Source organism: Flavobacterium rhamnosi (assembly GCF_048286515.1).
GTDB lineage: Bacteria > Bacteroidota > Bacteroidia > Flavobacteriales > Flavobacteriaceae > Flavobacterium.
Window position 1 is genome coordinate 269,212 of record NZ_JBLVPS010000001.1, and the last position, 26,545, is coordinate 295,756.

A 26,545-nucleotide genomic window follows, 5' to 3' on the forward strand; every position below is an offset into this window, starting at 1 on the left:
TCAATCTATTTATTAACCAATTTAACACTTCCTCATGATGAGAAAAAATGTAATTTATAATATTGTCTTATTATGGACAATAGTATCAGGGAGTGTAATGTATGCTCAAACCGTGAAAGGGGTAGTTTCGGATAGCAGTGGCCCATTGCCACAAGTAAATGTGGCTGTCAAGGGAACGGCTATAAATACAGCTACTGATTTTGATGGAAATTATACCATTACTGTAGATTCAAACGCAATTTTAGTTTTTAGTTATATTGGGTTTGTAACCAAAGAAATTGCTGTTAAAGGCAACAGTACAGTGAATGTCGTACTAGTTGAAGATTCACAAAAATTAGAGGAAGTAGTTGTCGTAGGATATACCACTCAAAAGAAAGCTTCCATTACGGGAGCAGTCAGCACGGTTAATTTGGGAGATCTTTCAAAAACAAGAGTGGTAGATGTTGCTCAGGCCTTGCAAGGACAAGTTGCCGGTGTTTTTGTAGCTGCTAATACAGGTGCTCCTGGTGATGGTATAAAATTACGCATCAGAGGGGAAGGAACTCTTGGTAAGAATGACGTTCTCTATGTTATCGATGGTGTACCTACCCGTGATATTTCTTTCCTTAATCAATCGGATATCAAATCGATGTCGGTATTAAAGGATGCAGCGGCAGGAGCTATTTATGGTTCCAGAGCAGCTAGTGGAGTTGTTTTAATTACAACTAAGAGTGGACTCAAAGGCAGATCAAGTTTTGATGTTGATATGTACTCCGGAATTCACTATGCCACAAACCTTCCAAAAATGTTGAACACGGATCAATACTTAACGGTAAAAGATCAGGCCTGGCATAACACTGCCGGAAATGCAGCATCGGCAATTAGCCCATATGCAGCTGACAGAAGCAGAACTGATTTGGCGAACACGGATTGGCAGGATGAGTTATTCACTACAGGTATATCTAAAAACTTCCAGGTTTCGGCAAGTGGTGGTTCTGAAAACGTACAGTATTTAATTTCCGGAGGTTATTTTGGACATGACGGTATTGTGGTGGAGGATAATGATCAATTTGAACGTTTTAATTTCAGATCAAATGTTAATGCAGACATTTCAGATCGTTTTAAGGTGGGGACTAATCTTCAAATCAGCTACGCAAAACAGGACAAATTATCTTCTAGTGGAGATGCACCGGGAGTTATTCGTCATGCATTGATTCGTCCACCGGTTTTAGGTGTTTATAAAGATGTTTCCGATCCAACTTATTCGCAAAGAAATCCATATACGGATTTACCTTTTTACACAGGACCTAATGACGGATGGAGTAAGATTTACGAATTCACTTCCAATCCAATAGCTATTGTTCACTTTACTGATGACAAAAGAAATACATTTCAGACTTTTGGAAATTTATACGGTGAGTATGCTTTGTTGAGAGATAAATCGCTAAAATTCAAAAGTAATTTAGGTGTAGATATCAAATTTTCTCACAATAAGAATTTTGCTTCAAACTTTGGAGATGCTAATATCAATGATCCTTCTAATCAATATTATGGTTTGGGAAGAAACAACAGACCTAATGGTTTAGATGAAAATAGAGGTCAGGAAATGACATTTACTTTTACCAATACATTGAATTATATTAAAACGTTCAAAGAAGTGCATAGCATAAACGCATTGCTGGGAATGGAAAACATCAATAGCAAAGCGGCAGCAATGGGCGGCAGCAGACAAAATTTTGACAATACTACAGATCCTTTCAGATACCTGGATTATGGAAGTACAACTAATGCGTACAGTTCAGGATCAGCCAGCAACTGGAGTTTGTTATCTTATTTTGCTTCTGGAACCTATGGATATGATAACAAATATTTTGCATCAGCAACAATGAGAGCAGATGCTTCTTCGCGATTTGGACCGAATAATAAATGGGGATATTTTCCATCTGTTTCTGCGGGCTGGGTAGTATCTCAGGAAGATTTCATGAAAAAATCAGACTGGATTTCTAATTTAAAATTAAGAGCAAGTTGGGGTGAAGCCGGAAATCAGGAATTACCAAATAATGCTTACGAAACATTGGTGTCTTCTACCGGAGGAGTTGTAAATGTAGTTCGTTACGGTAATCCGGATTTGAAATGGGAAACCACTACACAAACTAACTTTGGAGTTGATTTAGGAATCCTGAATAACAAATTGAGTTTTACAGCGGATTATTTCACAAAAACAACTGATGATATCTTATTAACCGTGGGCTTACCTGCAGTATCAGTAGGAGTTATAGAAAGAACTTTTGTAAATGCTGGAGAAGTCAACAATAAAGGACTTGAATTTGGTGTGAATTTTCAAAATAATGATAATGAGTTTAAATACGGTATAAATGCAAACATTGCTACCCTTACAAACAGAGTGAATAAACTTCATGAATTTGTAAAAAACATCACTGACGATTTTTCACATACAAAAACAGAAACAGGGCAACCGATAAGCTCTTATTATGGCTATCAGTTTGATGGTATTTATCAAAATTCAGCGGAAGTTAGTACTCATTTATTTTCAAATGCTAATGCTACTCAACCTGGGGACATTAAGTTTAAAGATTTAAACAGTGATGGACAAATAAATGCTGATGACAGAACTTTTATTGGAAATCCAATTCCAAAAGTTACTTACGGAGTCAATTTTAATGCGAGTTACAAAAACTTTGATATCTCTTTCTTATTGCAAGGAGTAGAAGGGGTAGACCGTTACAATGATTTGAAGCAAATCTTAAATTATGATAGCCGTCCTTTCAATTCTACAACAGCAGTATTAGATAGCTGGAATGGTGAAGGAACAAGTAATACAACTCCTCGCGTTACTTTTAACAATAATGGTGGTGGTAATGTATCTAGTGTTTTTGTGGAAGATGCTTCTTATTTGAGATTGAAAAACTTAGAAATTGGGTATACTTTTAGTAAAACTGTTTTGGGTATAAAAGACATGCGTATGTATGCGTCAGGTCAAAATTTATTTACGATAACTGATTATACAGGCTTGGATCCGGAATCTACTTCATTGATTGATAAAGGAACATATCCTCAATCGAAGTCGTTTATTTTTGGAGTAAGAGTTAAACTTTAAATAAAAAATTAAAAAATATAAATTATGAAAAATTTATTTAAAACCGGTATTCTAATGTGCTTGATGGTATTGGTAAGTTGTGAAGATGAGCTTACACAAGAGCCTATCGGATTAACGACTTTGGACCAGGCAAACAGCACTCCCACTTTAAATACAGTGGAAAGTTCTGTAAACTCTTCTTATGAATTGCTGTCAAACCGATTGAACATATTGGCACAATGGGATTGGGGCGGAGGTCTTGTTTTTCAAAATGATTATATCATGCAGGATATCGCATCGGATGATATGGAGAAAAAATGGGCTTCAGATGGTGATCAGCCATGGATCGATGAAATAAACAATTTCAGCTACACTTCGACCAATGGTGGTCCAAACGGATTATGGAAATATAATTATGAAGGGATAAAAAGACTAAATATCGCGATTGAATTATTAACAAAATCGGATATAGAAGCTATTACCGGAATTACTACTGCCAGAAAAAACCAATTGTTGGGTGAGGCTTATTTCTTAAGATCGTACTACTATTTCTCTTTGGTTACTAATTTTGGCGATGTGCCCTTAATTTTAGCGCCTGTAAAAACATATCAGGAAGCTTTTGATGTTGCAGTGAGAGCTGATAAAACAGTGGTTTGGGACAGACTTAAAGCAGATTTAGTTTTAGCAAAAGGATTAATGCCAAACAGCAAATTTTCTTCTACCAGTGAAAAATGGAGAGTTTCTAAAGGTGCTGTGATAGCACTTCAGGCAAAAGCTGCTTTGTACACTGAAAAATGGTCAGAAGTAATCACTTTAGTAGATGAGTTAGCGCCACTTGGCTATAGCTTAAATGCTAATTATTTCGATAATTTCAGTACTTCCAAAGAGTATACCGATACTGAAGTTATATTTTCTTACGACCATCAGTCCAATACAACTCCAAGAAGAGGTAATGGAATCTGTGCTCCTTTAGGATGGGGATTTTTTGCTCCAAGCACCGATTTCTTGAATTCATTTGAACCAAACGATCCAAGAAAATTCTATACTGTAGATGCGGCCAATCAGAACGTAAATAAAATGCTGGGAACTCTGGATGGCGGCAATAAAGGAAATGATGATGCGGTTACCAATAAAGTATACATGCGTTACGCAGATGCCTTACTTTGGAAAGCAGAAGCATTAAATGAAACGGGAGATTCTCCTGGAGCAATTGCTATTATCAACATCATAAGAGCCAGAGCAAGAACTACAGTAACTGCTACAGGCGGAACTGCACCAGTTGGAACTTTGTTAGACAGAATAGCATCTACCGATAAAGCGACTGTAAAAGGGTGGTTAATTTCAGAAAGAAGAGCAGAACTTGGTTTTGAAAACCAAAGAATGCTGGATTTAAAAAGATGGGGAATTGCAAAAGCGGTATTGACAGCTCATGGAAAAAATTTCCAGGATAAACACCTCTTATATCCAATCCCTCAATCAGAAATTGATGCATCAGCAGGGACTTTGACACAAAATTCAGGGTATTAGTGTTAATTAAGTGATTTGGTTTTAATTAGTATCCCTTGAGAAGTAGCAGTTGCATAAAAAAAATTGCTACTTCTCTATTTTTTACTTCTAATAATTGATTAGAAAATCAATGAGAATCCTAGTATAAATAAGAAAATATTTAAAATGAATCGATTTTTCAATACTCTTTATATCTTACTATTCTGTCTTATCGGAACGATTTCTACAAGTCAGAATATTAATTTAAAAGTTGTGGGCGATAATGAGGATGGTTTTAATGTTGATATTTACAATGGGAATCAATTAATAGTTAAAAATACGGAGGAGTTCTCATTAGAAATGTCCAGTTTTGATTTAAGCGAAAAAGCAAAAATTTCTGCCTGGAAAGGCGCTAAATGGATAGGCGATACGAAGAGTGTGCAGTTAACAAGAGACACTTATATTGCTGAGTTTGATTTGAATATTTCTATTACCGTTACCTATGAAATCGTAAATAAGAACGTGATAAAAAAGAGCATCGATTTATTTCAATCGGGGATGCCTTCTTTATATTACACGATAAGCGAAACTTCAAAACCAGCGCAAACGCCTTCAAAATATGTGACTTTTGAATACGATAATTTCCCTGGAGGTTTTGCACACGAAATCTTTCCTTCGGCTGGATTTGTTACAGCAGATAATCATGTTGTTGGATTTTTAATGGATGCAGGTTATAAAAATCATTATACCAGAACTACACGCAGACGCTTTAACGGTCACGGCGGTGGTTTTGTAGGGATGCGAAAACTTCCTGATCCTGCTTTGGTATCGCTTGCAACTGTAGCCGAAAGAGGAAATAAAGAGCATTATATCAAACAAACCTTTGGTGAAATGTACAATTTGGATGCCGGAAGCGAATCGAAATTAGAAATTGATGACAATTTTCAAAAAGTTGGAGCTGTTGCGGTTGAAAAAAAGTCCAATCTTATTGCACTTAATTATAACGATTCCAATCAATCCGGAATTGAAATGACTGTCCCGTTAAAAGACCAAAAGGTGTATACTGTTTCCTTTCTTTCCAAGGGAACGGCTCCCGTAGCACTTAAGCTTTTTAGGATTAAAAATGGAAAAAAGACAGTTGAATTAGAACACGGAATCAAATACATTGATAAGTTTCCTGTAAAGGAAAATGAATGGACCGTTTTTAAAGGGAGTGTTTTAGTTCCCTATATAGAAAATGATACTGTGTCGCTGTTTATTGGAGCACAAGACGCGAAAAACTGCAGTATTCAGATTAAAGATTTTCAAATAATGGAACACCATCCGCGAGTGGAATCGTATAATAGGATTAATATGGGTGAAAAAGTTACCAAAACAACGTATGTTTTTATTGAGCCTTGGAAAAATCATCATGATTTTGTGATTTCCTCACAGTCGCGCCTTGCTGAAGGAAAAGGATTTAAAGGGACGTTAATCGAGAAAATGTTATATGCTAACTTCAATATGCTGACCTGGATTACTTCGGTAAATGATTTTACCCCTTTGAATGTTCCTAATATGAATTATGCACCGGATATGTACAATCGGGATTCTTTTTTCGCTACGGTTTCAAGTTATAACAAAGAATTGAATCTGGAAATTTGGAAAAAATGGGGTGACACCCAAACTTCAAAAGGGGGAATAGCCACCATTATAACGCCGGAAATGGGATCAGTTGAAGTCAAAGATAATGAAGCGACCATTCAATGGCTTATCTGGGCAATGCTGAATAAAAGACGTTTTGGAGCTGTACTGCCGGAAGCGAAAATAAAAAAGGCTGTGGAATATGTGCTGCACGAATTTGATGAAGATAAAGACGGGATATGCAAGTCACGTTTTACGCTGAGTCAAATAGACATTATCGATTATCAGCCTAAAACCGATCGGCTGGCGGTTAACCAGGGGATGTTTGCTATAGCACTACGGACTATAAAGGAATTGGGTTTTGATATATCCGAAGCATATGTTGAAAAAGCGGAACAGGAGTATCGTAATTTCTATGATGTGGAAAGGAAACATCTTTTGTTCGACAAAAATTATCCGGATATTATTACGCTAACTGATTTGGAACCGGAATTCTTTTCCCTGTGGCTGTTCAATAAGCCTATTTTGACAGACGAAATGGTTGTCAATCATTTAGAGAAAATGCCAATCCTTAATAAAGTGCCAAATGCACCGCATCCGGAATATGGTACAACGGCGCCGGTATGTATACGGCTGACTAATGACACACAAGGGTATACGTATCTGAGTCCGGAATATCAGCCTTTTGGTGAATTTGGTGAATCAAATTACAAAGGAGGCGCAACAGATGGTGTTTATTATAATGGAGGAAGTTGGATGCGCCCTGAATATTGTGCTTATGTAGTAGGGCAAAGGCATGGATGGGATAAAGCAAAAAAATTAATGGAAAACAGGGCTTGGGCCGAAATTAATCTTAATCCAAAATGGCCTTACAGCAAAGAATTTATCCCAACAAAATGGACCACAACGGATTCTTGGTGGCCTTCAACACGAGGTCTGTGCTGGAATGTATTTATTCTCATGGCAGGCGAAGTTGCAGGCATCAGAACACCAGAAATGGATCCGGACTTTAAAAAATAAAGCAAAAAAACAAAAACTAAAAAACAAAAAACTAAAAATAGAATAGCATGAAAGATATCGCAAAACGTTTTACACAAAATCCTTTATTATCCCCGGCAGATTTACCTGCCAGTAGAGAAGGTTTACAAATTACATGTCTTCTCAATCCGGGTGTATTTCAATTTGAAGGAAAAACATGGTTGATTGTACGTGTAGCTGAAAGGCCGGAACAAAAAGAAAATATTATTTCATTTCCTATTTTAACGGAAACAGGGGCCATTAAAATCATCGAAATTCCTACCGATGACCCTGATTTAGATGCCAGTGACGCAAGGGTTATTAATTATAAAGGAGTTGACTATCTAACTACGCTATCGCACCTGCGATTGTTATGCAGTGAGGATGGACATAAATTTTATGAGCCGGAGAATTATCCGCTTTTAGTTGGTGAAGGAATGCTGGAAACCTTTGGAGTGGAAGATTGCAGGGTAACTTTACTTGAAAATAAATATTACCTTACCTATACAGCTGTTTCAGACAATGGAGTGGGAGTGGGTTTACGCACCACAACGGATTGGAGAAATTTTGAATCGCATGGAATGATGTTGCCTCCACACAATAAGGATTGTGCCATTTTTGATGAAAAAATCAATGGTATGTATTACGCTTTGCATCGTCCGAGTAGTGTTGATATTGGTGGAAATTATATATGGATCACTTCTTCTCCTGATGGACTACACTGGGGAAATCACCATTGTATTATAAAAACCAGAGCTGGTTTATGGGATAGCAAAAGAGTGGGTGCCGGAGCTGCTCCTATAAAAACAAAACAAGGCTGGTTGTCTATTTATCACGGAGCAAATGCTGCACATCAGTACTGCTTAGGAGCCTTTTTAATGGATTTAGACGATCCCACAAAAGTAATTGCACGAACAGAAGAACCAATCATGGTTCCTACCGCAACCTATGAATTGACTGGCTTTTTTGGGAACGTAGTTTTTACCAACGGGCATGTTGTACATCCTGATGGCGATACCGTTACCATTTATTACGGCGCTTCTGATGAGTTTGTTTGTGGTGCTGAGTTTTCTATCAAAGACATTTATTCACTTTTAAAATTTAACTAATGTTCAAGAAACTAAAAACCGAAATTGGTCACTTTAAAAGCCAGACCCACAATTTTCAAATATTAGTGCTTACGAATCTGGTCTATGCAATTGTTTTGCCTGTGATCGATATTTTTGTGGCTGCTTATGTGATGCGTAGTTCAAATGACCCTGTTAAGGTGGTTATCTATCAACTGACAATTTATGCGGGAATTCCACTTACTTTTTTATTAAATGGATTTTTATTGAAACACTTTAATATCAGAAAATTGTATTCAGCAGGAATGATGCTGAGCGGCGTTTCTATGATGATCATGATGTCATTGAAAACACTTGACTTGGTAGGAATAGGATTTGCCGGAATTACAATGGGATTGTCTTTTGGGTTTTATTGGTCTAACCGAGATTATTTGGCATTAGCCATTACTAATGATACGAATCGAAATTATTATTATGGTTTGGAAACTTTTTTCTACACCATCATAGCCGTTGTCATTCCGATTACTATCGGCTGGTTTATCGAATCAAGTGGAGATGAAGCACAAATACATACCGCTTATCTAATCATTACCGGACTAGTGTTTTTAGTGACTGTTGCAGCCTCTATAGTTTGTTTCAGAGGGACATTCCAGAATCCGGAGCAAAAAAAATATGTGTTTTTTAAATTCCATCAATTATGGTATAAATTACTGTCATTGTCATTATTGAAAGGGCTGGTTCAGGGGTTTCTGGTAACGGCACCTGCTATGCTGATTATGTTATTGATAGGGAAGGAAGGAGCACTGGGGACTGCTCAATCCATAGGAGCTATAATTGCAGCGGTAATTATGTATGTTTTAGGAAGGATTTCGAAACCTTCAGACCGAATAAAAATATTTACAGCAGGACTTGTTTTGTTTGCTTTAGGAGCAATAGTTAATGGATTGTTATTCAGTCAGACAGGTGTAATTGTATTCATTCTGTTGTTACTGATTGCGAAACCGCTAATGGATTTGGCTTATTTTCCAATTCAGTTTAAAGTAATCGATATTGTTTCTAAAATTGAAAAAAGAGGCGAGTTTGCTTATATACTTAACCATGAAGCAGGATTGTTTGCAGGTCGATTTTTAGGAGCAGGTACATTCTTAGTTTTGGCTTATGCTATTTCTACTGAAATTGCGTTGCGTTATGCTATTGTAATTGTAGCTATCTTGCAGTTGAGTTCAATTTTTGTAGCCAAAAAAATTATAGCAGAAGGGAAATTACTTTCTCCTAATGAACCCGTAATTGATAGCAAAGTGCTTAGCGAAGTTGCTGAAAAAATGGTGTAATACAGATTAAAAAAAATAGAGTTACAATTAAATCAAAATAAGAAATGAATACTATTTTCAAAATCACTTTTGCCGGTCTGTTTTTTATCTTTTTCGGAAGTAACGCAGCAGCACAGGTAAAACAACAAAAGATAGCTCGTGTGGATCAGATGCCAAACCTGCCGAAACCATTTCAAATCATCGATTATAAAAAAATGGCTGTCAGTTTTGATAGTACTGTTTATGATTTCAATGCCAAAGGTAAATATTGGCCTATGGTATGGATCGACAGCAGCAAAAAGAATTTTCCGCAAGACGTTGTAGGGATCTACACTGCAGTGGCCGATGTAAGGCAGGGGAAAAATAATAAAGGGATGTTCCATGAAGCTTTGGCTACTATGGGAGCGACATTAGGAGCGAGTCTAGTAGGAATAGACAAAAGCAAGCAACAAAATTTAAATTATGTTGGTATGCTGAAAAATTATTTCAATTCAGAAACAGGCTGGGACATTATGATGAACAATACGTGCCCGGAAGTCGCTTTATTGGGTGGTGGTTATGGTCGTGACTGGTGGTATGATGTGTATCCGAATCTTTTGTTTTATGCTGTTTATGACAAATATCCTAACGAACCGGGTTTCGATGGTATCGCTAAAAGTATTGCAGAAAAGTTCTTCAAGGCCGATTCTATTTTAAATGGGAATTATGATTATTCCTATTTTGATTACGGCAAAATGAAACCCATGAAAAACAACATCTGTGCGCAGCCCGATGCGGCAGCAGGACATGCTTGGGTATTATATGCAGCCTATAAAAAGTTTGGAGATCCAAGGTATTTAAAAGGAGCCAAAAGTGCTTTATCCGCATTGCAGTCACAGCCTATAAATCCCACATATGAATTATTAATGCCGTTTGGTGCTTATTTGGCGGCTAGGATAAATGCAGAAGAAGGAAAGCAATACGACACCGACAAAATGTTGGGTTGGACCTTCGACGGAACGGCAATTTGTCGTGAAGGCTGGGGAGTATTGGTTGGTAACTGGAATGGAATTGATATTTCAGGAACCGTAGGGAGTACGGTAGATCACGGTGGATATGGTTTTTTAATGAATACCTATGATATGGCCTGGCCATTGGTTCCAATGGTTCGCTACAATCAATCCTATGCGACGGCAATTGGAAAATGGATGTTGAATGCAGCTAATGCATCGCGTTTTTTTTATCCGCAGTACATGCCCGATGAGCATGAAACGATTCCGCATCTTGCTGAGGTTAGCAAAGGAGTAATCGGATATGAGGGCATCATTCGTCAATCGAGTTATAAAGCGTATGAAAATTTAAAAGGACCTGTCGCACAAGGTGACGGGCCACTTTGGGTACCGGGCCAAAATCCCCAAGAATCGCAATTCAGTGTTTATGGAAGTGGACATGTTGGTATCTTCGGAAGTATTATCCGTGCAACTAATGTGGCTGGAATTCTACAACTGAATTTACTGGCTACCGATTTTTTCAGTGATAAAGCCTATCCTTCTTTTTTATATTATAATCCGTATACCACTAAGAAAAAAGTTTCAGTAGAAACAGAGCAGGAAAAAAAAGTAGATTTATACAATACCGTTTTGGGCCGTTTTGTTGCCCGTAACGTTTCTTCTTCGGCTAAAATAAAGATTGCAGCAGCCAGTGCAGCGGTAATTGTTTGTGTTCCGTCAGGCGGTAAAATAACGTACGAAGGTTCTAAAATGCTGGTGGATGGTATTGTAGTGGATTATAACGTTCAACAGAAAAAATAAAATGATTTGCTTATGAACTCTAAAATTGTGCTTATAGCACTACTTTCTTTCTTTATGTTTAGCGGAAGTTCTGTAAAAGCACAGCAGACAGATGAAAAATGGTGGAAAGAATCGGTGTTTTATCAAATCTACATGCCCAGTTATGCAGACAGTAATGGCGATGGATATGGCGATTTTAAAGGAATGACCGATAAGCTGGATTATTTGAAAGGACTAGGTATAAAAGGAATCTGGCTCACGCCATTTCTTAGGTCTCCAAAAGTAGATAACGGCTATGACATTGCGGATTATTACCAGGTCGACCCCACTTATGGCAGTAAAGCTGATTTTGATACATTTCTGAAAGAAGCGCATAAAAGAGGAATCAAGGTGATTATGGATATGGTGCTGAATCATACTTCTACACAATGCAAATGGTTTGAGGAATCCCGGAAATCAAAAGATAATCCGTACCGCGATTATTACATCTGGAAGGATAAACCGAACAATTGGGAATCTTTTTTTGGCGGTTCGGCTTGGGAAAAAGATACTGTGACGAATCAATATTACTACCATAAGTTTGATAAAAAAATGGCGGATCTCAACTGGTCTAACCCTAAGGTGGTTGTTGAGGTTCAAAAAGCACTTCGGTTTTGGCTTGATAGCGGTGTTGATGGATTTCGACTGGATGTGATTAATTTTTTAACCACCGATGGAATTACAGCTGACAATCCGATAAAGGAGGGACAACAAGAGCACAGCAACGACATTGATCAGCAAGGGGTGAAAAATGCCATGCGAATGATAAAATCGACTGTAAACGAGTATGACAACCGTTTTATAGTTGGCGAAATCGGAAGTGATAAAATTGAGGTGTTGAAACAATACCAGTCACAGGATTTATTGGATGTGGTTTTTAATTTCAACTTTGGAAGTATCAAAACATTTTCCTCACAGCGCATTTTTGAGGAGTTGCAAAGCATGGAAAAAAACATGAGCAATTACCCCACTTTGTTTTTTGGAAGCCATGATATGCCAAGAATGATTGACCGATTAGCGGATGGGAATCCAGATAAAGCAGTGGCCTTGGCAGCTTTGATTCTTACGGCAAAAGGCGTTCCTTTTGTTTATTATGGAGAAGAAATCGGAATGCATAATATTGTCGCTCATAACCGGAAAGAAATGGTCGATATTCAGGGGAAAACCCACTATGAATTGGCTTTAGAAAAAGGTAAAAGCCCTGAGGAAGCCCTTTTGGAAGGAAACGAGCACAACCGGGACAAATCCAGAAGTCCAATGCAATGGAATGGAAATGCTTTTGCCGGCTTTTCAACAAAAAAAACATGGATTAAAACCAATTCCGATTACAAACAAATCAATGTTCAGGATTTAGCGAAAAAAGAAAATTCTATTCTTCATCGCTATCAAAAGCTGATAGCCCTACGCAATACTGAAAAAGTCCTGCAGTATGGAAAATACGACAGGCTAGAGCATAAAGACGGACAAATTTTGTTTACCCGGTCTTATGAAGGGCATAAAATTTCTGTGGTAATTAACTTTGGTTCGGTACAGAAAGTGCGCCTTCCAAAAGGAGCAAAAATCCTCATGGGAAAAACAAAACTGAAATCAAATGACTTTATCATTTACAGCAACTAGAATATACAGAAATACAATCAATCGAATATTTTTTACTTTTAAAACAAATAAAAATGAATCTTACTATCGCTAATACTTCAGACAAGAGCGCTGTTTTTGAGCAAATTGCTGCCGCATTAAAAAAAGAAAATTTCACAGTCGTTAAACAAGATGAAACACGACCATGGGGAGGTTTTTTCGTAATTGATGAAAGTCAGGCGCCTGCTTTTGCCGCTAAATTTTTTCCTCATCTTGAAATGGAAACAATTAAGATCACCAATAAGTTAAGTCCGAAGATATTGGTGGTGGCACCTCACAAACGGTTATCATGGCAATATCACTTTCGCAGAGCGGAAATATGGAAAATACTAGCTGGTGTAGTAGGTGTGAAAACTAGTGCCACAGATGAAGAAGGAGAAATTCAGGAACTTACACCGGGGACTTTTATCCAAATGGACAAAGGCGAACGTCATCGCTTAATTGGATTAGATTCATGGGGAATAGTAGCCGAAATCTGGCAACATACAGACCCGGAAAATCCATCTGATGAAGATGATATCGTCCGTCTGCAGGATGACTTTGGCAGATAAAGAAAACCATCGTTCCCTTTTGGATCAGATACATTTAAAAATAGAAACATTGTTTACGGAGTAGCTTTATTCCGAAACAATGTTTTTTTTTGGAATAATCTTAAGGAGTAATTTGAAGCTTTTTAGGAAATAAAATCTTAAATTTGATATGGTTTTAAGTGATTTAAAATGCTTATTATCAGTATTTTGTGGTTTTGGTAAAGAGATGTATTAAAGAAGGAGCATAGCTAAGTTAGTCGCCATATTGCATTAAATCAGGGATGGGTTTTACCGGGGGTAATTCCGGAATTCCATAAAAATGATTGCAATGAAAAAAAAGACAATAGTATTGGTTTGCATTTTGATTCTTGCTACAGTCGGTGCTGTTTTGTATTTTGTATTTCGTGAAAAAACGGAAGACATAACTTTCCTCACAGCTAAGGCAACGTACGGTCCTATTGCTAAAAGCGTCACAGCTACAGGAACCATTCAGCCTGTTGATACCGTTTCTGTAGGAGCACAGGTGTCGGGAGTTATAAAAAATATCTATGTTGATTTTAATGATGTGGTTAAAAATGGGCAATTGCTGGCCAAAATAGATCCTTCTATTCTTTTGGCGCAAGCGGAACAGTCCAAAGCAAATCTGGACAATGCCAGAAGCAATTTAAATTTTCAGCAAGCCAATTATGAGCGGCAAACCAGATTGTTTAATTTGGGAATCATCAGTAAAGCCGATTATCAGTTGGCGCTCAATCAAATTGAAACGGCCAGAGCAGCGGTTGCTACTTCGCATGCACAATTGAAAATTATAAATAAAAATCTTTCTTATACAAATATTTATTCCCCGATTGATGGTGTGGTGCTCAACAGAAATGTCAGTGCAGGTCAGACTATTGCTTCAAGTTTTAATGCGCCCACTTTATTTGTCATTGCAAAAGACCTTACCAAAATGCAGGTTAGTGCAGCTGTGGACGAGGCAGATATTGGCGGAATACGGTCGAAACAAAAAGTGACTTTTACTGTTGATGCTTTTCCAAATGATGTTTTTCAAGGGGAGGTTCGACAAATTTTACTTCATCCTTCGGTAGCTGCGAATGTTGTTACGTATAAGACATTGATCAATGTTGACAATTCAGAAATGAAACTAAAACCAGGTATGACCGCCAGTATTTATATTTATACAGAAGAAGATGCCAATGCTTTACTTATTCCTGCTCGGGCTTTGACCTTTAAGCCAGATTCCATTTTGAGAAATCGTTACGTAATTATAAATGCGGAAAGAGCAATGACCCATCAAAAAAGAAGTCTTCAAAAAGAGGGTTTAGGTACAATAGATGCTGAAAATGAAAAAGGCCAAAAAGCGTATGTATGGAAAAAATCAGGAGATACCTTGTTAGAGAAACGCATCACAATTGGGCTGAACGATGATGAGAATGTAAAGGTAATAGAGGGGCTTTTACCAAATGAGGCTGTGGTAACGAATACTATGGCTGGTGAAAATAGTAAAGATTCCCGCAATGCACAGCGGAGTCCTTTTATGCCACAAATGCCGAGAAGATCTGGCGGAGGTCCGAGAAATTGATGCATAAAAACCAATGTAATGAACTCACTTATAGTTGACATAAAAAATCTAAAACGGGAATTCAAGATGGGAGATGAAATCGTCAAAGCACTTAACGATATTAGTTTAACAATCAATTCCGGTGAATTTGTTACTATTATGGGCAGTAGCGGTTCCGGGAAAACTACCTTGTTGAATATATTAGGGTGTTTGGACAGGCCCACATCGGGAGATTATATACTTGATGGAATCAATATAAACACACTTTCAAAAAATGAACTGGCAAGGCTTCGCAATAAAAAACTAGGATTTATTTTCCAGTCCTACAATTTATTACCAAGAACATCGGCAATCGAAAATGTGGAATTACCCTTACTGTATAATCCTGAAATTTCAGCAAAGGAACGCAAGGAAAAAGCAATGAATGCCTTAGAAGCCGTCAATCTCACCGATAGGATTTCGTATCTTCCAAGTCAGTTATCGGGTGGACAGCAACAACGGGTGGCTATAGCCAGAGCATTGGTAAATGATCCTGTAATGATTCTGGCCGATGAGGCTACAGGTAATCTTGATTCCAGAACTTCATATGGAATTATGGCATTGATGCAGGAATTGAATGCCGTTCATGGCAAAACAATCGTATTTATAACACATGAACAGGATATTGCTTCCTTCAGCAAGCGTACTATAATACTTCGAGACGGGAGAATAATAAAAGATAGCATCAATACCAATGTACGCAATGCAAAAGAAGTTTTAGAAAGTCTTCCGCCAATTCCCGATTTGATAACTGGAGCCAAATGAAAATAATGAATCTTATACGGATAGCCTGGAGGGCAATTCAACGCAATAAGCTGCGTGCTTTTCTGACAATGCTTGGCATTATCATAGGAGTGGCTGCCGTGATTGCTATGATTGCCATTGGCCAGGGGTCAAAACACAGTATTCAAAGCCAAATAAAGGGCATGGGTAGCAATATGGTTACGATAAGACCCAGCAGTACTCTGATGGGAGGAGCAAGAATAGACTATGCAAGTGTTCAATTGCTTGATGAGCAGGATGTTATCGCCCTGCAAAAGCAATCGGTTTATATCAATGCTGTTTCACCTTCCGTAAACTCAAGAGGACAGGTCATTAATGGGCCTTATAACTGGTCAACTTCAATGCAGGGTGTGAATCCGGACTATTTATTCATACGAGGATGGCCGTTAGAGGATGGTATCAATTTTACAAATCAGGATGTAAAATCGGCTGCTAAAGTATGTCTTATTGGGCAAACAGTGCTAAAAAATCTCTTCCCGGATGGCGAGGATGCTTTGGGAAAAAACATTCGATTTAAAAAAATTCCATTCAAAATAATTGGAATATTAAGTAAGAAAGGGGAGAATACTTTTGGTCAGGATCAGGACGATGTAATTCTTTCTCCAATCAGCACTGTACAGAAACGAATCCTTTCAACCACGCATTATCAGGCTATTTTTACATCGGCAATTGATGAAAATGTAACAGAGAAAGCTGCTGCCGAGATCCAAAGAATTATAAGAGTCAGTCATAAACTCACTAAAGGAGCTGAGGATGATTTTACAGTGCGAACACAAGCGGAATTAATTAGTACCTTTTCTTCAACAAGCAGAACATTGACTGTATTGCTCACTGTTATTGCAGGGATATCCTTAATAGTAGGAGGTATTGGAATTATGAATATCATGTATGTTTCAGTCACAGAACGTACTAAAGAAATTGGATTGCGAATGTCTCTTGGAGCAAGAGGAATTGATATCATGATGCAGTTCTTAATCGAAGCCATTATGATTAGTGTCACTGGTGGTTTGATAGGAGTAGTGCTGGGAATCACCACAACTAAACTGGTTACTCATTTTATGAATTGGCCCACAGTAATCACCCAATCCTCAGTGGTACTTTCCTTTTTGGTGTGTTTTGTAACAGGTGTTTTTTTCGGGTATTATCCGGCACTTAAAGCTTCAAGAATGGATCCTATAGAAGCATTGCGATATGAATAAATGGCTTTGATTACCGGTAGTGATACTAGAGGTCTTTTTCAAAAATACACACGTAACAGGCTTTATTAGTCCAAGTATTTACTCAAGATCCTTATAAGATTCTTTAGCAATTCCTTACAGTCAACTCCTGTTTGTGCAAATTTTTGCAAATACAGTGCGATTGTTTTTTCTAGAAATCTTGACTTCTTTTCCCAGAGCACGCTGTGAAACACCGATCCAATAATATATTTCTTAATAATCTATATATACAAATTTGTATATATACAAATTTGTATATATATTTGTGATCTAAAATATTAGTTATGATTAGTAATATAACAGGATCTCCAGTAGAAGGAAGTAATTTCTTTGGGAGAGAAAAAGAACTAGAATATATATGGAAACATATTCAGAAAGGAAATTCAGTAATACTTTCTGCTCCAAGAAGAGTTGGTAAATCGTCCTTAGCAAAAAAAATAATACAACAAGCTAAAGATGCTGGGTGGAATTCAATGGAGTACGATTTATTATTAAGTGAGAAGCATCTTAATACTTGGGAAGAAAGATTGAACGAGTATAAAGAGTTGGAAGATTATGCCCGAAAATTATTAAAACGACTTTCTAGTAATAAAGAAGGCGAGAGTAGAAGTATACTTTTATCTTTTTTAAACACAATAGTAAATGATCAGGAAAAGACAGACTCTATATTAAGTCAGTTGATATACATGTTGAAAAATGATGGCTATTTAATTGAAGAAGAATCAAAATATAGTTTTCGCTCTCCTCTCTTAAGAGATTTTTGGTATAAAAGATTTTCGAAATAATGGACAAGTTAAAACATATATCATTAAGCCAATTAGGTTTGTACAATCCACAGAGATTGGATGACGAGACGGTAGAAAGTTTATTTGTTGTAAGGCAAAAATACTTCCAATTATTGATGGATAAGATCAATAAAGAAAAATCAGATAGTATTCCGCAGCACTATTTGTTTATTGGTCAAAGGGGGATGGGGAAAAGTACTTTACTGAAAAGATTAGAAGTAGAATTAAGAAAAGAGAACTCTAAATTTATTCCATTACTTTTTCCAGAAGAACAATATAACTTAAACAAACTATCTCAATTTTGGTTAAACAGTTTAGATGCGATGGCGGATGTTTTGGAATTGTTAAAGAGAAAAGAAGAGGTGCAGTTAATTGACTCAAAAGTCAAACAACTTGAGAATATTAAAGATGATGAAGATTTAGCTAAACAAGCTTTTCATTTTTTGATTGAGATGTCTAAAAAAAGTAATAAAAGACCCGTATTATTAATTGATAATATGAGCTTTGTTTTTGACAGACTTGATAAAAATGAACAACATATTCTGCGTGCCTGGTTAATGCAAAATGATGCGCCAATTCTCGTTGGGGCAAGTGCAGTAGAAATTGAAGATACTTTTGATTATGGAGCCCCTTTTTATGATGCATTTCAAATTAGTTATTTAAATAAATTAAGTTTTGAAGAACTTTTGGAAGTTTTGAATAATTTGGCAAAAGTTACCAATGCACAAGAAGTTTTAATAAATATTCATGAAGAAATAGCTCGCTTAAAAACGATACATCAACTTACTGGTGGAAACCCAAGAACTGCTGTAATGCTTTTTAAAATTATTGTAAAAGGATTTTCAAAAGAAATTAATGATGATTTAGAAGCTTTACTTGATGAAATAACGCCATTATATAAAGCAAGATTTGAAGAATTGTCTGTTCAAATGCAAATAATTGTTGATGCAATAGCTTTAAATTGGAATCCAATAAATCTAGAACAATTAAGAACAGAGACAAGATTAGAAAACAATCAGCTTTCGCCTCAATTAAAAAGATTAGTAGAATTAGGCTGGATTGAAAAATTAGATGCATACAAAGCTAAAGGGGGTGCTTATCAAATTAGTGAACGTTTTTTTAATATTTGGTTTTTAATGCGTCGAAGTAGTCGTAGACAAAAGAAAGAGCTTTATTGTCTGGCAAAGTTTTTGGAAACTTTTTATGGAGACGATTTGCATATCATTACAAAGAATAAGTTGTCAAGAGAAAGTCGAAGCCTTAATCATATTACCTTAAATTTGGCGATGGCAGAAGTCGTAAAAGACAAAAACTTAAAAAAACAACCTAAAGATAAATATCATAAAGACTTAAGGGATGAAGTAAAAGAAAATCCTAGTATATATGAGCGGTTTGATTTAGAGAGTGATGGTGCTGAAGATAGCCCAATGAATCAACAATATCTAAATATTGAAAAGCAGTTATTAGAAGAGATTGGGAGAGATAAAAATAATGCCGAAGCTTATTTTAATTTAGGGAACGTCTATCAAATTTTAAATAAAAATCTAGATTCTAAGAAAGCTTATTTAAAAACAATTGAATTAAATGACAAAATGGGAGCAGCATGGAATAATTTAGGAAACCTTTATTGGCATGGATTTTCACTTAATGATAAAGCTGAGGAGGCTTATTTAAAAGCTATAGAGATTAATACTGATTCGCTTTTTAATTTAGCATTGTTCTATCATTCGGAATTAGATAAAGATAAAGAAGCTGAAAAACTTTATTTGGCTTTTATTAAACTGAATCCAAATGATTCAGAAGCTTGGGTTAATTTAGGAACATTATATATGCTAAATTTACAAAATTATGATAAAGCAAAGAAAGCATTTTTAAAATCAATTGAGCTTAATCCAAATATTTCGGAGGGTTGGAATGTTATAGGAAACTTATACCAAGACCACTTGAAAGATTATGAAAAAGCTGAAAAAGCATATAAAAAAGCAATCGAATTAGAATTAGATTCAAATATACCAAAATACAATTTAGTATTCCTATATAGGGAGAAAATGAATAAGATTGCTGAGGCGGACGAATATTTTAGTAAATTAGAAATCGATGAAGTCGCTACAGATCGTTATTGGCTAAATAAAACTCTATTTGAATTATACAAGAGAAATGAAGGCATTGCAAAAGAAGATCTTGAAAAGGCATTTGATAAAGTAGAGCAATCTCTTCCGCTTTCTACTCAAGATGATTGGTGGCGTTTTGGAACGGTTGCTATTAAATTAGGATATGGTACTTGGTTTCTAAGTATCCTTGAAGCCAAAGGTTTTGACACAGTATTAGCACCTTATTATGTAGCAATAAAAGCATTAACTGAGAAAGATGTTGAAGGCTATTTAAATAGCCGAGCTGTTGAAATACGAGAACCGGCAAAAAGAATAATAGAAATTATGAAAAAGTTTTGATATTCTTAAGTCGATTAACCTGAAAAAAAAAGTGGATAAAATGGGCTTTAAATAATGATGTTAACCCAAGATAGACTAAGTAAAGTTAGGTCAGTTATCAATGCTATTATGGAATAAATATACCTCGATAAAGTAGCAAATGGTAAGAAATAAAATGTCAGATTATAATGTTAATCTATAAGTAGGTGCATTTGATAGATCGGCTTTTGTTCAAGAGGCGGCTATTTTTTTAATTGCGTAAGCACAGCTTGTGGAACGGTAAGAATCGTTCCATGGCGAGTTCCCAAAGGAAAACTAATCTCATCAGAAATGTCTTTCCAGCCATTTTCCGTTTCTTTTACCGCACCATATTTTTTCTGGGTATATTTATCAAAGTAAACGATCCAATTCCCGTCTATTTTGATAGCGGTAGGTCCTTCTGCCCAGTAATCGCCGGTAATGGATTTGCCAGCTTTAGTGTAAGGTCCTGCCAAATGATCACTATAGGCTATTTTTATATTTTTCTGTATTGGTGTTCGGGTTTCATCCTTTAAATACATGACAAACCCTTTATCTTGTTTTAAAATGGTAGCATCAATGACATTAAAACCAGGCTCATAAAGAAGTTTAGTACGAGTGAATTTTTTAAAATCTTTTGTGGTCGTATAGTAAATTCGATGATTGTATCCTTTTTCATCTTCTGATTTGGTTTCAGGAAATTTTCCGTCAATAGTCGACGCCCAATAAATCATATATGTATTCGTTTTTTCATCAAAAGTGATTTCTGGTGCCCAGGTATTGCGCGTATTCTCATGCGCCATAACAGGAATGAATTCTTGTTTAGACCAATTAATTAAATCTTTCGACCAGGCATATCCGATTCCTTTGTCCGTCCAGCTTACCGTCCACACCATATGGTACATTCCATCACCTCCCTTTATAATACAAGGATCTCTCATTAATTTATCTTTCCCTACTTCAGGAGTCAGGAAAGAAGTGTCATTTTTTAAAGCCTCCCATTTGTAACCATCTTCACTATACGCTAAATGCAGTCCATCTTCCCCATTTCCTTTAAAATAAGAAAAAATGTACCCTTCTTGTTTTTGAATAAATCCGTTTGCAGCCAGCCATTTTTGACAGGCTTTTGGCCATTCGTTACTCGTTCCTTCTATGCCCATACCAAAACCATGTCCTCCATTTTCATAGACATGCATTTCTCCTGATACATTGTGTTCCTTTAGGGCAAGATAATACTTTAGGGTATTGGAAACAGGAACCGCTTTGTCGTCTGTTGCATGTACTAAAAATGCTTTAGGTGTATTGGAATCAACCTGCTTTTCGGCAGAGTATTTCTCAATCATTTCTTTGCTGGGGTTTGTTCCCAGCAGATTTGTTTTGGAGCCATTGTGTGTGATTCCGTCTTCCATTGAAATGACAGGGTATATCAAAATCGAAAAGTCCGGACGTGCACTTACGGTATCTTTTGAATCATATGTAGTATCGGAATAATGTGTGGAGAGGGTAGCTGCCAAATGTCCTCCGGCTGAAAATCCCATAATTCCTATTTTAGTAGGATTCAGATGCCATTTGTCTACATTACGTCTGATCGTTCTCACTGCTTCTTGGGCATCTTGCAAAGGTCCCACTGATTTGTCTTTCATGGTTAGGTCATTTGGCATTCGGTATTTTAGCACAAATGCCGCTATTCCTAAGCTATTGAGCCATTTTGCAACCGTATATCCCTCCTTATTGATGGCCAGGTGCGAATAACCTCCACCGGGGCAAATAATAACAGCAGTGCCGTTCGATTTGTCCTGATCCGCCAAAAAAACGGTTAATGTTGGTTGAGAAACTTTGCTGACTCCTTTTACAACGCCTTCTGTATCGTAATTTTTTTCTTCTTTATGATTAACTGCCGAAATAGATCCGGGTATTTTATCCCATAGGGGAATTTCTTTGTTTTGCGATAGAAGGGGAGCAATACTTCCAAAATATAAAAAGATCAAGACTAATTTAAGGCTACAGCCAGTATTCATTTTGTTTTTCATAAAATTCAATTTGAGCCATACGCAACTGGCTATTTGCTATGAAACTAGTTCAAAGCTTGAAGTAGTTTAGGGATTATTGATACTTTAAATATTTAATGGAATAGTGCTTTGCTGGGATAAAAAGCTAAATGGAGTCCCTATCGATGAAATTGAAGGGCACTTTTATTTTGCCTTTTTCTTTATTGAGAATCATTCTTGAGGCACTTTCTCCCATTACTTTAAAATCTGTAGACATGACCGTTATTCCGAGTAATTCCTTTAAGGGGGTATCATTATAGGAAATAACGCCAATGTTTTTTCCTAAAACAAATTCGTCATCTCTAATTTGCTTTACCAAATTAACCAGATCAGATTCTTCAATGGTAATAAACAAATCTCCTTTTTTAAGAATTATATCATCGTATACCTCATTAATGATTTCAAAATTAATAGAATGTTCGATGCAAAATTTCCTAAACCCATGTAGAATTCTTCGGGGATAGGGATAGACTGCTTTTTCAGGATACACTAAAATTAATTTTTCATACTTAACTATTTTCGGAAGCCCTTCCTTTAAAGCATTGTAAATGTCATTTTCAAAATCCTGATAAATCTCCACAATTTCACCATCCATTCCAAGCTTAATATTATCCATCATGATAAGTTTTTCTCTTGGGATCCTTTTAATAGCTTTAACCACTTCGTCAGTATAACTGACATGTTTCAAATCTTCAGTTTTAAAATGTGGCATTATGATATAGTAATCATAATCTCCTATGTTTTTTTCTAATAAATTCAGGAACAAGGTTTCATCACAATGATAAATCAGCAAATCAGTGTGCGAATTTGCACCGATGCTGTTTACAAAAGCGTTGTATGTTGCCATTTTATAGGAACTCAACTTATTAATTAAAAACAGAATGTTTATTTTCGAAATTAGTTTTGTTCCGGTAATATAATATCCTTTTCCTCGAATGGAGGAGATTACTTTTCGTTCCTTTAAAACATTGTATGCTTTTTCTACGGTATCTCTGGAAATATAAAAATCCTCACTAAACATATTAATGGAGGGAATCTTTTGATCTATTTTGAGATTTCCGATAGAAATATTAAAAATAATAGAATCTACAATTTGCTTGTATTTAGGTATACGCGAATTTTCATCTATTTTAATAAATTTAATCATATCCATATTGCATAAAATATACCCCTATTACAGGTATTTAATTTCTAAATTATTGGGAGTATCTAAATACTGGTTTTTGAAAAAAAACAAACAATTATTGTTTGTTATTATTCCTTCAGAAATTTAGTTGAACCGGATTATTTAGGACTAAATCTCCCGGTACCCATTATCGATGCGAATGCCTTTTTCTACAAGAAAAACATATAATTTGTCTTATTTGCGCAATCGATTACTCAAATATAGATTTTTAAAATTAAAAGAGTATTATGAATAACATTTATTTTAAATATTTAGGTTTAAATAAGCGTATATCATAAAAAAAGTAGTGTTAAATGACGGTATTAAAAAATAATCAGAGGGCATCTCAAAATAATCAGAAGACAGTTCGTTTTAGAGACTGCCCTTTTTTGTAAATTTAGTACTGCAATCCTAACAATGTGTTAAATAAACACATTGAATGTATGGAAATCAATTTTAAATGTGTTAAATTTCGACTTTGAAAAATGTTTAGCTTTTAAGACAAATTAAGTACATTTACTTAATAATAAGTAGTATTCCATTTGTAAGGAAAATATTTTTCTTAATTTAGTTCCGATAATCTAAAGTTTCTGTGAAACCGTTACGATTCAAAAAAAAACAAATAAAGTCGTATGAAAAAAATGTCAAAAATTGACAGCCTCAAAATCGATGAACTTTCCGCTACTCCAAAATACCAGCAGCTAGTGAATGCAGTTTTGAATGCAATAAAGCAAGGGATTCTTGTAAAGGGAGATTCCATGCCGTCTATCAATGAGTTGAGTTTTCACTACGAAATATCCAGGGTTACGATAGAAAAGGGATATAATAAACTCCGTAAGATGGGCATTTTAGAAGCTTTTCACGGAAAAGGCTATTTTATTGCCAACACAGATGTTTCTCAGGATTTGAAAATATTCCTGATGTTCAATAAATTGAGCGCCCATAAGAAAATAATTTACGATGCTTTCGTAGAGACTTTGGGTGAAAAAGCGGCTATTGATTTTTATATTTATAATAATGATTATGGGTTGTTCAAAAAATTGTTAAACCAGCAAAAGACGGTTTATACGCATTATGTAATCATTCCCCATTTTATCGAAAAAGCGGAAGGGTATCAGCTACTAATTGAAGAAATTCCAAAAGAAAAATTAATTATTGTAGGTAAAAAAATTGAAGGAATAACCGGGAATTATGGAGCCGTGTATGAGAATTTCGAAGAAGATATTTACAATGCACTCAGTAAAGCCTTAGACCTTTTAAGTAAATACCATACCTTGAAATTGATTTTCCCTGACAATAGTTATTTTCCGAAGGAGATCGTAAAAGGTTTCAAGAACTTTTGCTACAGTTATGCTTTTAACTATAAAATTGTAGATGATCTGGATACTGAAGAAGTAAATGAAGGCGAAGTCTATATTAATTTAATGGAGGAAGATTTAGTGAAAGTTTTGGATAAAATTATAACCTTAAATCTAACGGTGGGGGAACAGGTCGGGGTGATTTCATACAATGAAACACCTCTTAAAAAATTCATAATGAATGGACTTACCACAATCTCAACTGATTTTGCAACCATGGGAAAATCGGCAGCAGAACTAGTGCTGAACTCCTCAAAAGAACATATCGAAAATCCATTTGAACTGGTTATTAGAGGATCTTTATAATACAATACTAATGGAATTACGTAAATTAAAATCATTTCTGGTAGTTGCTAAAGAACTTCATTTTGGCAAGGCCGCTGAAAAACTACACATTACGCAACCAGCGCTAACGCATCAGATTCAACAATTGGAAAGTGAGCTGGGATTTGAGCTTTTTGACAAGGTAAAACGGGTCAATAATAGAAAAGTTGAGCTGACTGAAGCGGGCGCTTATTTAATGAAAGAAGTCAGTCGTGTAATAGAGCTTCTTGACAGAACAGTAAAAAATGCCAAAATCAGCAGTGAAAAAAGCAAACAGTTAAAGCTGGGAATTCCTAAAATCTGTCTCGTAAATGAGGTGACAGAAGTAATACAAAATCTGCAGCAGAAATTTCCGGATACTACTTTTAAAATAGTGGAATGTTCGTCAGTAATATCGGTGCAAGAAGCATTGTTCAAAGGAAATATTGATATAGGAATTACGACTTTTCCACTTGTTTATAAAGATTTGAATTTTCAGGTTTTTAAAAATGAATTTCTTAACGTCATTATGCCCAAAAAACACCCTTTGGCGAAATACCAAAAAATAAAAATAGAACAACTTAGAAATGACAGATGGGTTGAGCTGACAAAAGACTTATGCCCTCCAATTTTAGATGAGGTAGAAGTTTATTGCCGAAATGCAGGTTTCTCGAGAGATGCAAATATTATCCAGGAAGTTTCTAATACAGAATTATTGGTGGGATTAGTCAATGCCGGCATTGGAATTGCTGTTTTTCCTTCACACTATCCAATACATTTAGAAGACATAGTTTCTAAGGAGCTATTGTTTTCAGACAATAATCGACTGCATATTACAAAAATACTTGCCTTCAAAGAAACACTTGGTGCAGAATACCAGGAAACAATAAAAAATGCGTGGTAAACGCTTTTTTTTGCAAATGAAAACCTTGTAATGAAAATTATTTAAAGGGATTTAATCTAGTTTGCAAACCGCTCATTATCCTATAAATATACTTAATGCTATTATTGCCTCCGATTGTTTTTAATAGAAAACAATGGGAGGCAATGGTTTGATATTTAGTCATTTGATATTGTTTAACAGCCGGTTTTTCTGCTGCGGAAAAGATTGTTTTTGTTTGTCATTTTTAGACTTATTATTTAACGATAAATAAAATTTATTGAAAACATCAATAAAAAGAATTAAAAAACGACTTACGATAACGATTGAATAGGACAGTTACGTTTTTGATATTCCCTTAATTTACAAAGAACAACAGCATTTTAGTGCGTCTTTAAAGAAATGTAC

General features: G+C 35.8%; 17 protein-coding genes. 15 read left to right on the forward strand and 2 right to left on the reverse strand.

What is annotated here, in order from left to right; translation table 11 throughout:
- The first annotated feature begins 34 nt into the window (after nt 1–34).
- From ACNQGN_RS01200 to ACNQGN_RS01260, 13 genes are all read left to right on the forward strand, one after another.
- Complete coding sequence (locus ACNQGN_RS01200; protein ID WP_417986051.1) at nt 35–3,097, forward strand: SusC/RagA family TonB-linked outer membrane protein; 3,063 nt, start codon at nt 35–37, stop codon at nt 3,095–3,097.
- 24 nt (nt 3,098–3,121) lie between these two features.
- Nucleotides 3,122–4,603: a RagB/SusD family nutrient uptake outer membrane protein gene (locus tag ACNQGN_RS01205; protein WP_417986052.1), complete on the forward strand. Its 1,482-nt coding sequence runs from the start codon at nt 3,122–3,124 to the stop codon at nt 4,601–4,603.
- A gap of 144 nt (nt 4,604–4,747) precedes the next feature.
- Entirely contained in the window at nt 4,748–7,204 is a 2,457-nt protein-coding gene (locus ACNQGN_RS01210; protein ID WP_417986053.1) for a hypothetical protein, read from the forward strand.
- Nucleotides 7,205–7,251: 47 nt separating this feature from the next.
- Nucleotides 7,252–8,310, forward strand: a complete 1,059-nt coding sequence (locus tag ACNQGN_RS01215) for a glycoside hydrolase family 130 protein (RefSeq protein WP_417986054.1) — start codon at nt 7,252–7,254, stop codon at nt 8,308–8,310.
- Nucleotides 8,310–9,599 (forward strand): MFS transporter, encoded by a 1,290-nt coding sequence (locus ACNQGN_RS01220; RefSeq protein WP_417986055.1) that lies wholly within the window; start codon nt 8,310–8,312, stop codon nt 9,597–9,599. Before ACNQGN_RS01215 ends, ACNQGN_RS01220 begins: the two co-directional genes overlap by 1 nt.
- 44 nt (nt 9,600–9,643) lie before the next feature.
- The gene (locus ACNQGN_RS01225) at nt 9,644–11,368 is read left to right on the forward strand and encodes a glycoside hydrolase family protein (protein ID WP_417986056.1); all 1,725 of its coding nucleotides are present in this window, start codon (nt 9,644–9,646) and stop codon (nt 11,366–11,368) included.
- Between the two features lie 12 nt (nt 11,369–11,380).
- Nucleotides 11,381–13,003, forward strand: coding sequence for an alpha-glucosidase (locus ACNQGN_RS01230; RefSeq protein WP_417986057.1), 1,623 nt, complete (start codon nt 11,381–11,383; stop codon nt 13,001–13,003).
- Between the two features lie 53 nt (nt 13,004–13,056).
- Nucleotides 13,057–13,572: a cupin domain-containing protein gene (locus ACNQGN_RS01235; protein WP_417986058.1), complete on the forward strand. Its 516-nt coding sequence runs from the start codon at nt 13,057–13,059 to the stop codon at nt 13,570–13,572.
- Nucleotides 13,573–13,879: 307 nt separating this feature from the next.
- Entirely contained in the window at nt 13,880–15,133 is a 1,254-nt protein-coding gene (locus ACNQGN_RS01240) for an efflux RND transporter periplasmic adaptor subunit (RefSeq protein ID WP_417986059.1), read from the forward strand.
- Between the two features lie 18 nt (nt 15,134–15,151).
- Nucleotides 15,152–15,916 (forward strand): ABC transporter ATP-binding protein, encoded by a 765-nt coding sequence (locus ACNQGN_RS01245; RefSeq protein ID WP_417986060.1) that lies wholly within the window; start codon nt 15,152–15,154, stop codon nt 15,914–15,916.
- Complete coding sequence (locus ACNQGN_RS01250; RefSeq protein ID WP_417986061.1) at nt 15,913–17,133, forward strand: ABC transporter permease; 1,221 nt, start codon at nt 15,913–15,915, stop codon at nt 17,131–17,133. Before ACNQGN_RS01245 ends, ACNQGN_RS01250 begins: the two co-directional genes overlap by 4 nt.
- Nucleotides 17,134–17,435: 302 nt before the next feature.
- The gene (locus ACNQGN_RS01255; protein ID WP_417986062.1) at nt 17,436–17,936 is read left to right on the forward strand and encodes an ATP-binding protein; all 501 of its coding nucleotides are present in this window, start codon (nt 17,436–17,438) and stop codon (nt 17,934–17,936) included.
- Entirely contained in the window at nt 17,936–20,386 is a 2,451-nt protein-coding gene (locus ACNQGN_RS01260; protein WP_417986063.1) for a tetratricopeptide repeat protein, read from the forward strand. Before ACNQGN_RS01255 ends, ACNQGN_RS01260 begins: the two co-directional genes overlap by 1 nt.
- A 221-nt stretch (nt 20,387–20,607) precedes the next feature.
- Here the strand turns inward: ACNQGN_RS01260 and ACNQGN_RS01265 are convergent, their stop codons facing one another.
- Nucleotides 20,608–22,413: a prolyl oligopeptidase family serine peptidase gene (locus ACNQGN_RS01265; protein ID WP_417986064.1), complete on the reverse strand. Its 1,806-nt coding sequence runs from the start codon at nt 22,411–22,413 to the stop codon at nt 20,608–20,610.
- Between the two features lie 124 nt (nt 22,414–22,537).
- Entirely contained in the window at nt 22,538–23,578 is a 1,041-nt protein-coding gene (locus ACNQGN_RS01270; protein ID WP_417986065.1) for a GntR family transcriptional regulator, read from the reverse strand.
- A 650-nt stretch (nt 23,579–24,228) separates the two neighbouring features.
- Between ACNQGN_RS01270 and ACNQGN_RS01275 the strand changes: the two genes are divergently transcribed.
- Nucleotides 24,229–25,260 (forward strand): GntR family transcriptional regulator, encoded by a 1,032-nt coding sequence (locus ACNQGN_RS01275; RefSeq protein WP_417986066.1) that lies wholly within the window; start codon nt 24,229–24,231, stop codon nt 25,258–25,260.
- 10 nt (nt 25,261–25,270) lie between these two features.
- Nucleotides 25,271–26,161 carry a LysR family transcriptional regulator gene (locus ACNQGN_RS01280; protein WP_417986067.1) on the forward strand — a complete coding sequence of 297 codons (891 nt, stop codon included), beginning with the start codon at nt 25,271–25,273 and terminating at the stop codon, nt 26,159–26,161.
- The last annotated feature ends 384 nt before the right edge of the window (nt 26,162–26,545 follow it).

Excerpts from the sequence above, each read along its gene's own strand:
- ACNQGN_RS01200 (WP_417986051.1), top strand. The coding sequence starts at position 35 with ATGATGAGAAAAAATGTAATTTATAATATTGTCTTATTATGGACAATA.
- ACNQGN_RS01205 (WP_417986052.1), top strand. The coding sequence starts at position 3,122 with ATGAAAAATTTATTTAAAACCGGTATTCTAATGTGCTTGATGGTATTG.
- ACNQGN_RS01210 (WP_417986053.1), top strand. The coding sequence starts at position 4,748 with ATGAATCGATTTTTCAATACTCTTTATATCTTACTATTCTGTCTTATC.
- ACNQGN_RS01215 (WP_417986054.1), top strand. The coding sequence starts at position 7,252 with ATGAAAGATATCGCAAAACGTTTTACACAAAATCCTTTATTATCCCCG.
- ACNQGN_RS01220 (WP_417986055.1), top strand. The coding sequence starts at position 8,310 with ATGTTCAAGAAACTAAAAACCGAAATTGGTCACTTTAAAAGCCAGACC.
- ACNQGN_RS01225 (WP_417986056.1), top strand. The coding sequence starts at position 9,644 with ATGAATACTATTTTCAAAATCACTTTTGCCGGTCTGTTTTTTATCTTT.
- ACNQGN_RS01230 (WP_417986057.1), top strand. The coding sequence starts at position 11,381 with ATGAACTCTAAAATTGTGCTTATAGCACTACTTTCTTTCTTTATGTTT.
- ACNQGN_RS01235 (WP_417986058.1), top strand. The coding sequence starts at position 13,057 with ATGAATCTTACTATCGCTAATACTTCAGACAAGAGCGCTGTTTTTGAG.
- ACNQGN_RS01240 (WP_417986059.1), top strand. The coding sequence starts at position 13,880 with ATGAAAAAAAAGACAATAGTATTGGTTTGCATTTTGATTCTTGCTACA.
- ACNQGN_RS01245 (WP_417986060.1), top strand. The coding sequence starts at position 15,152 with ATGAACTCACTTATAGTTGACATAAAAAATCTAAAACGGGAATTCAAG.
- ACNQGN_RS01250 (WP_417986061.1), top strand. The coding sequence starts at position 15,913 with ATGAAAATAATGAATCTTATACGGATAGCCTGGAGGGCAATTCAACGC.
- ACNQGN_RS01255 (WP_417986062.1), top strand. The coding sequence starts at position 17,436 with ATGATTAGTAATATAACAGGATCTCCAGTAGAAGGAAGTAATTTCTTT.
- ACNQGN_RS01260 (WP_417986063.1), top strand. The coding sequence starts at position 17,936 with ATGGACAAGTTAAAACATATATCATTAAGCCAATTAGGTTTGTACAAT.
- ACNQGN_RS01265 (WP_417986064.1), bottom strand. The coding sequence starts at position 22,413 with ATGAAAAACAAAATGAATACTGGCTGTAGCCTTAAATTAGTCTTGATC.
- ACNQGN_RS01270 (WP_417986065.1), bottom strand. The coding sequence starts at position 23,578 with ATGATTAAATTTATTAAAATAGATGAAAATTCGCGTATACCTAAATAC.
- ACNQGN_RS01275 (WP_417986066.1), top strand. The coding sequence starts at position 24,229 with ATGAAAAAAATGTCAAAAATTGACAGCCTCAAAATCGATGAACTTTCC.
- ACNQGN_RS01280 (WP_417986067.1), top strand. The coding sequence starts at position 25,271 with ATGGAATTACGTAAATTAAAATCATTTCTGGTAGTTGCTAAAGAACTT.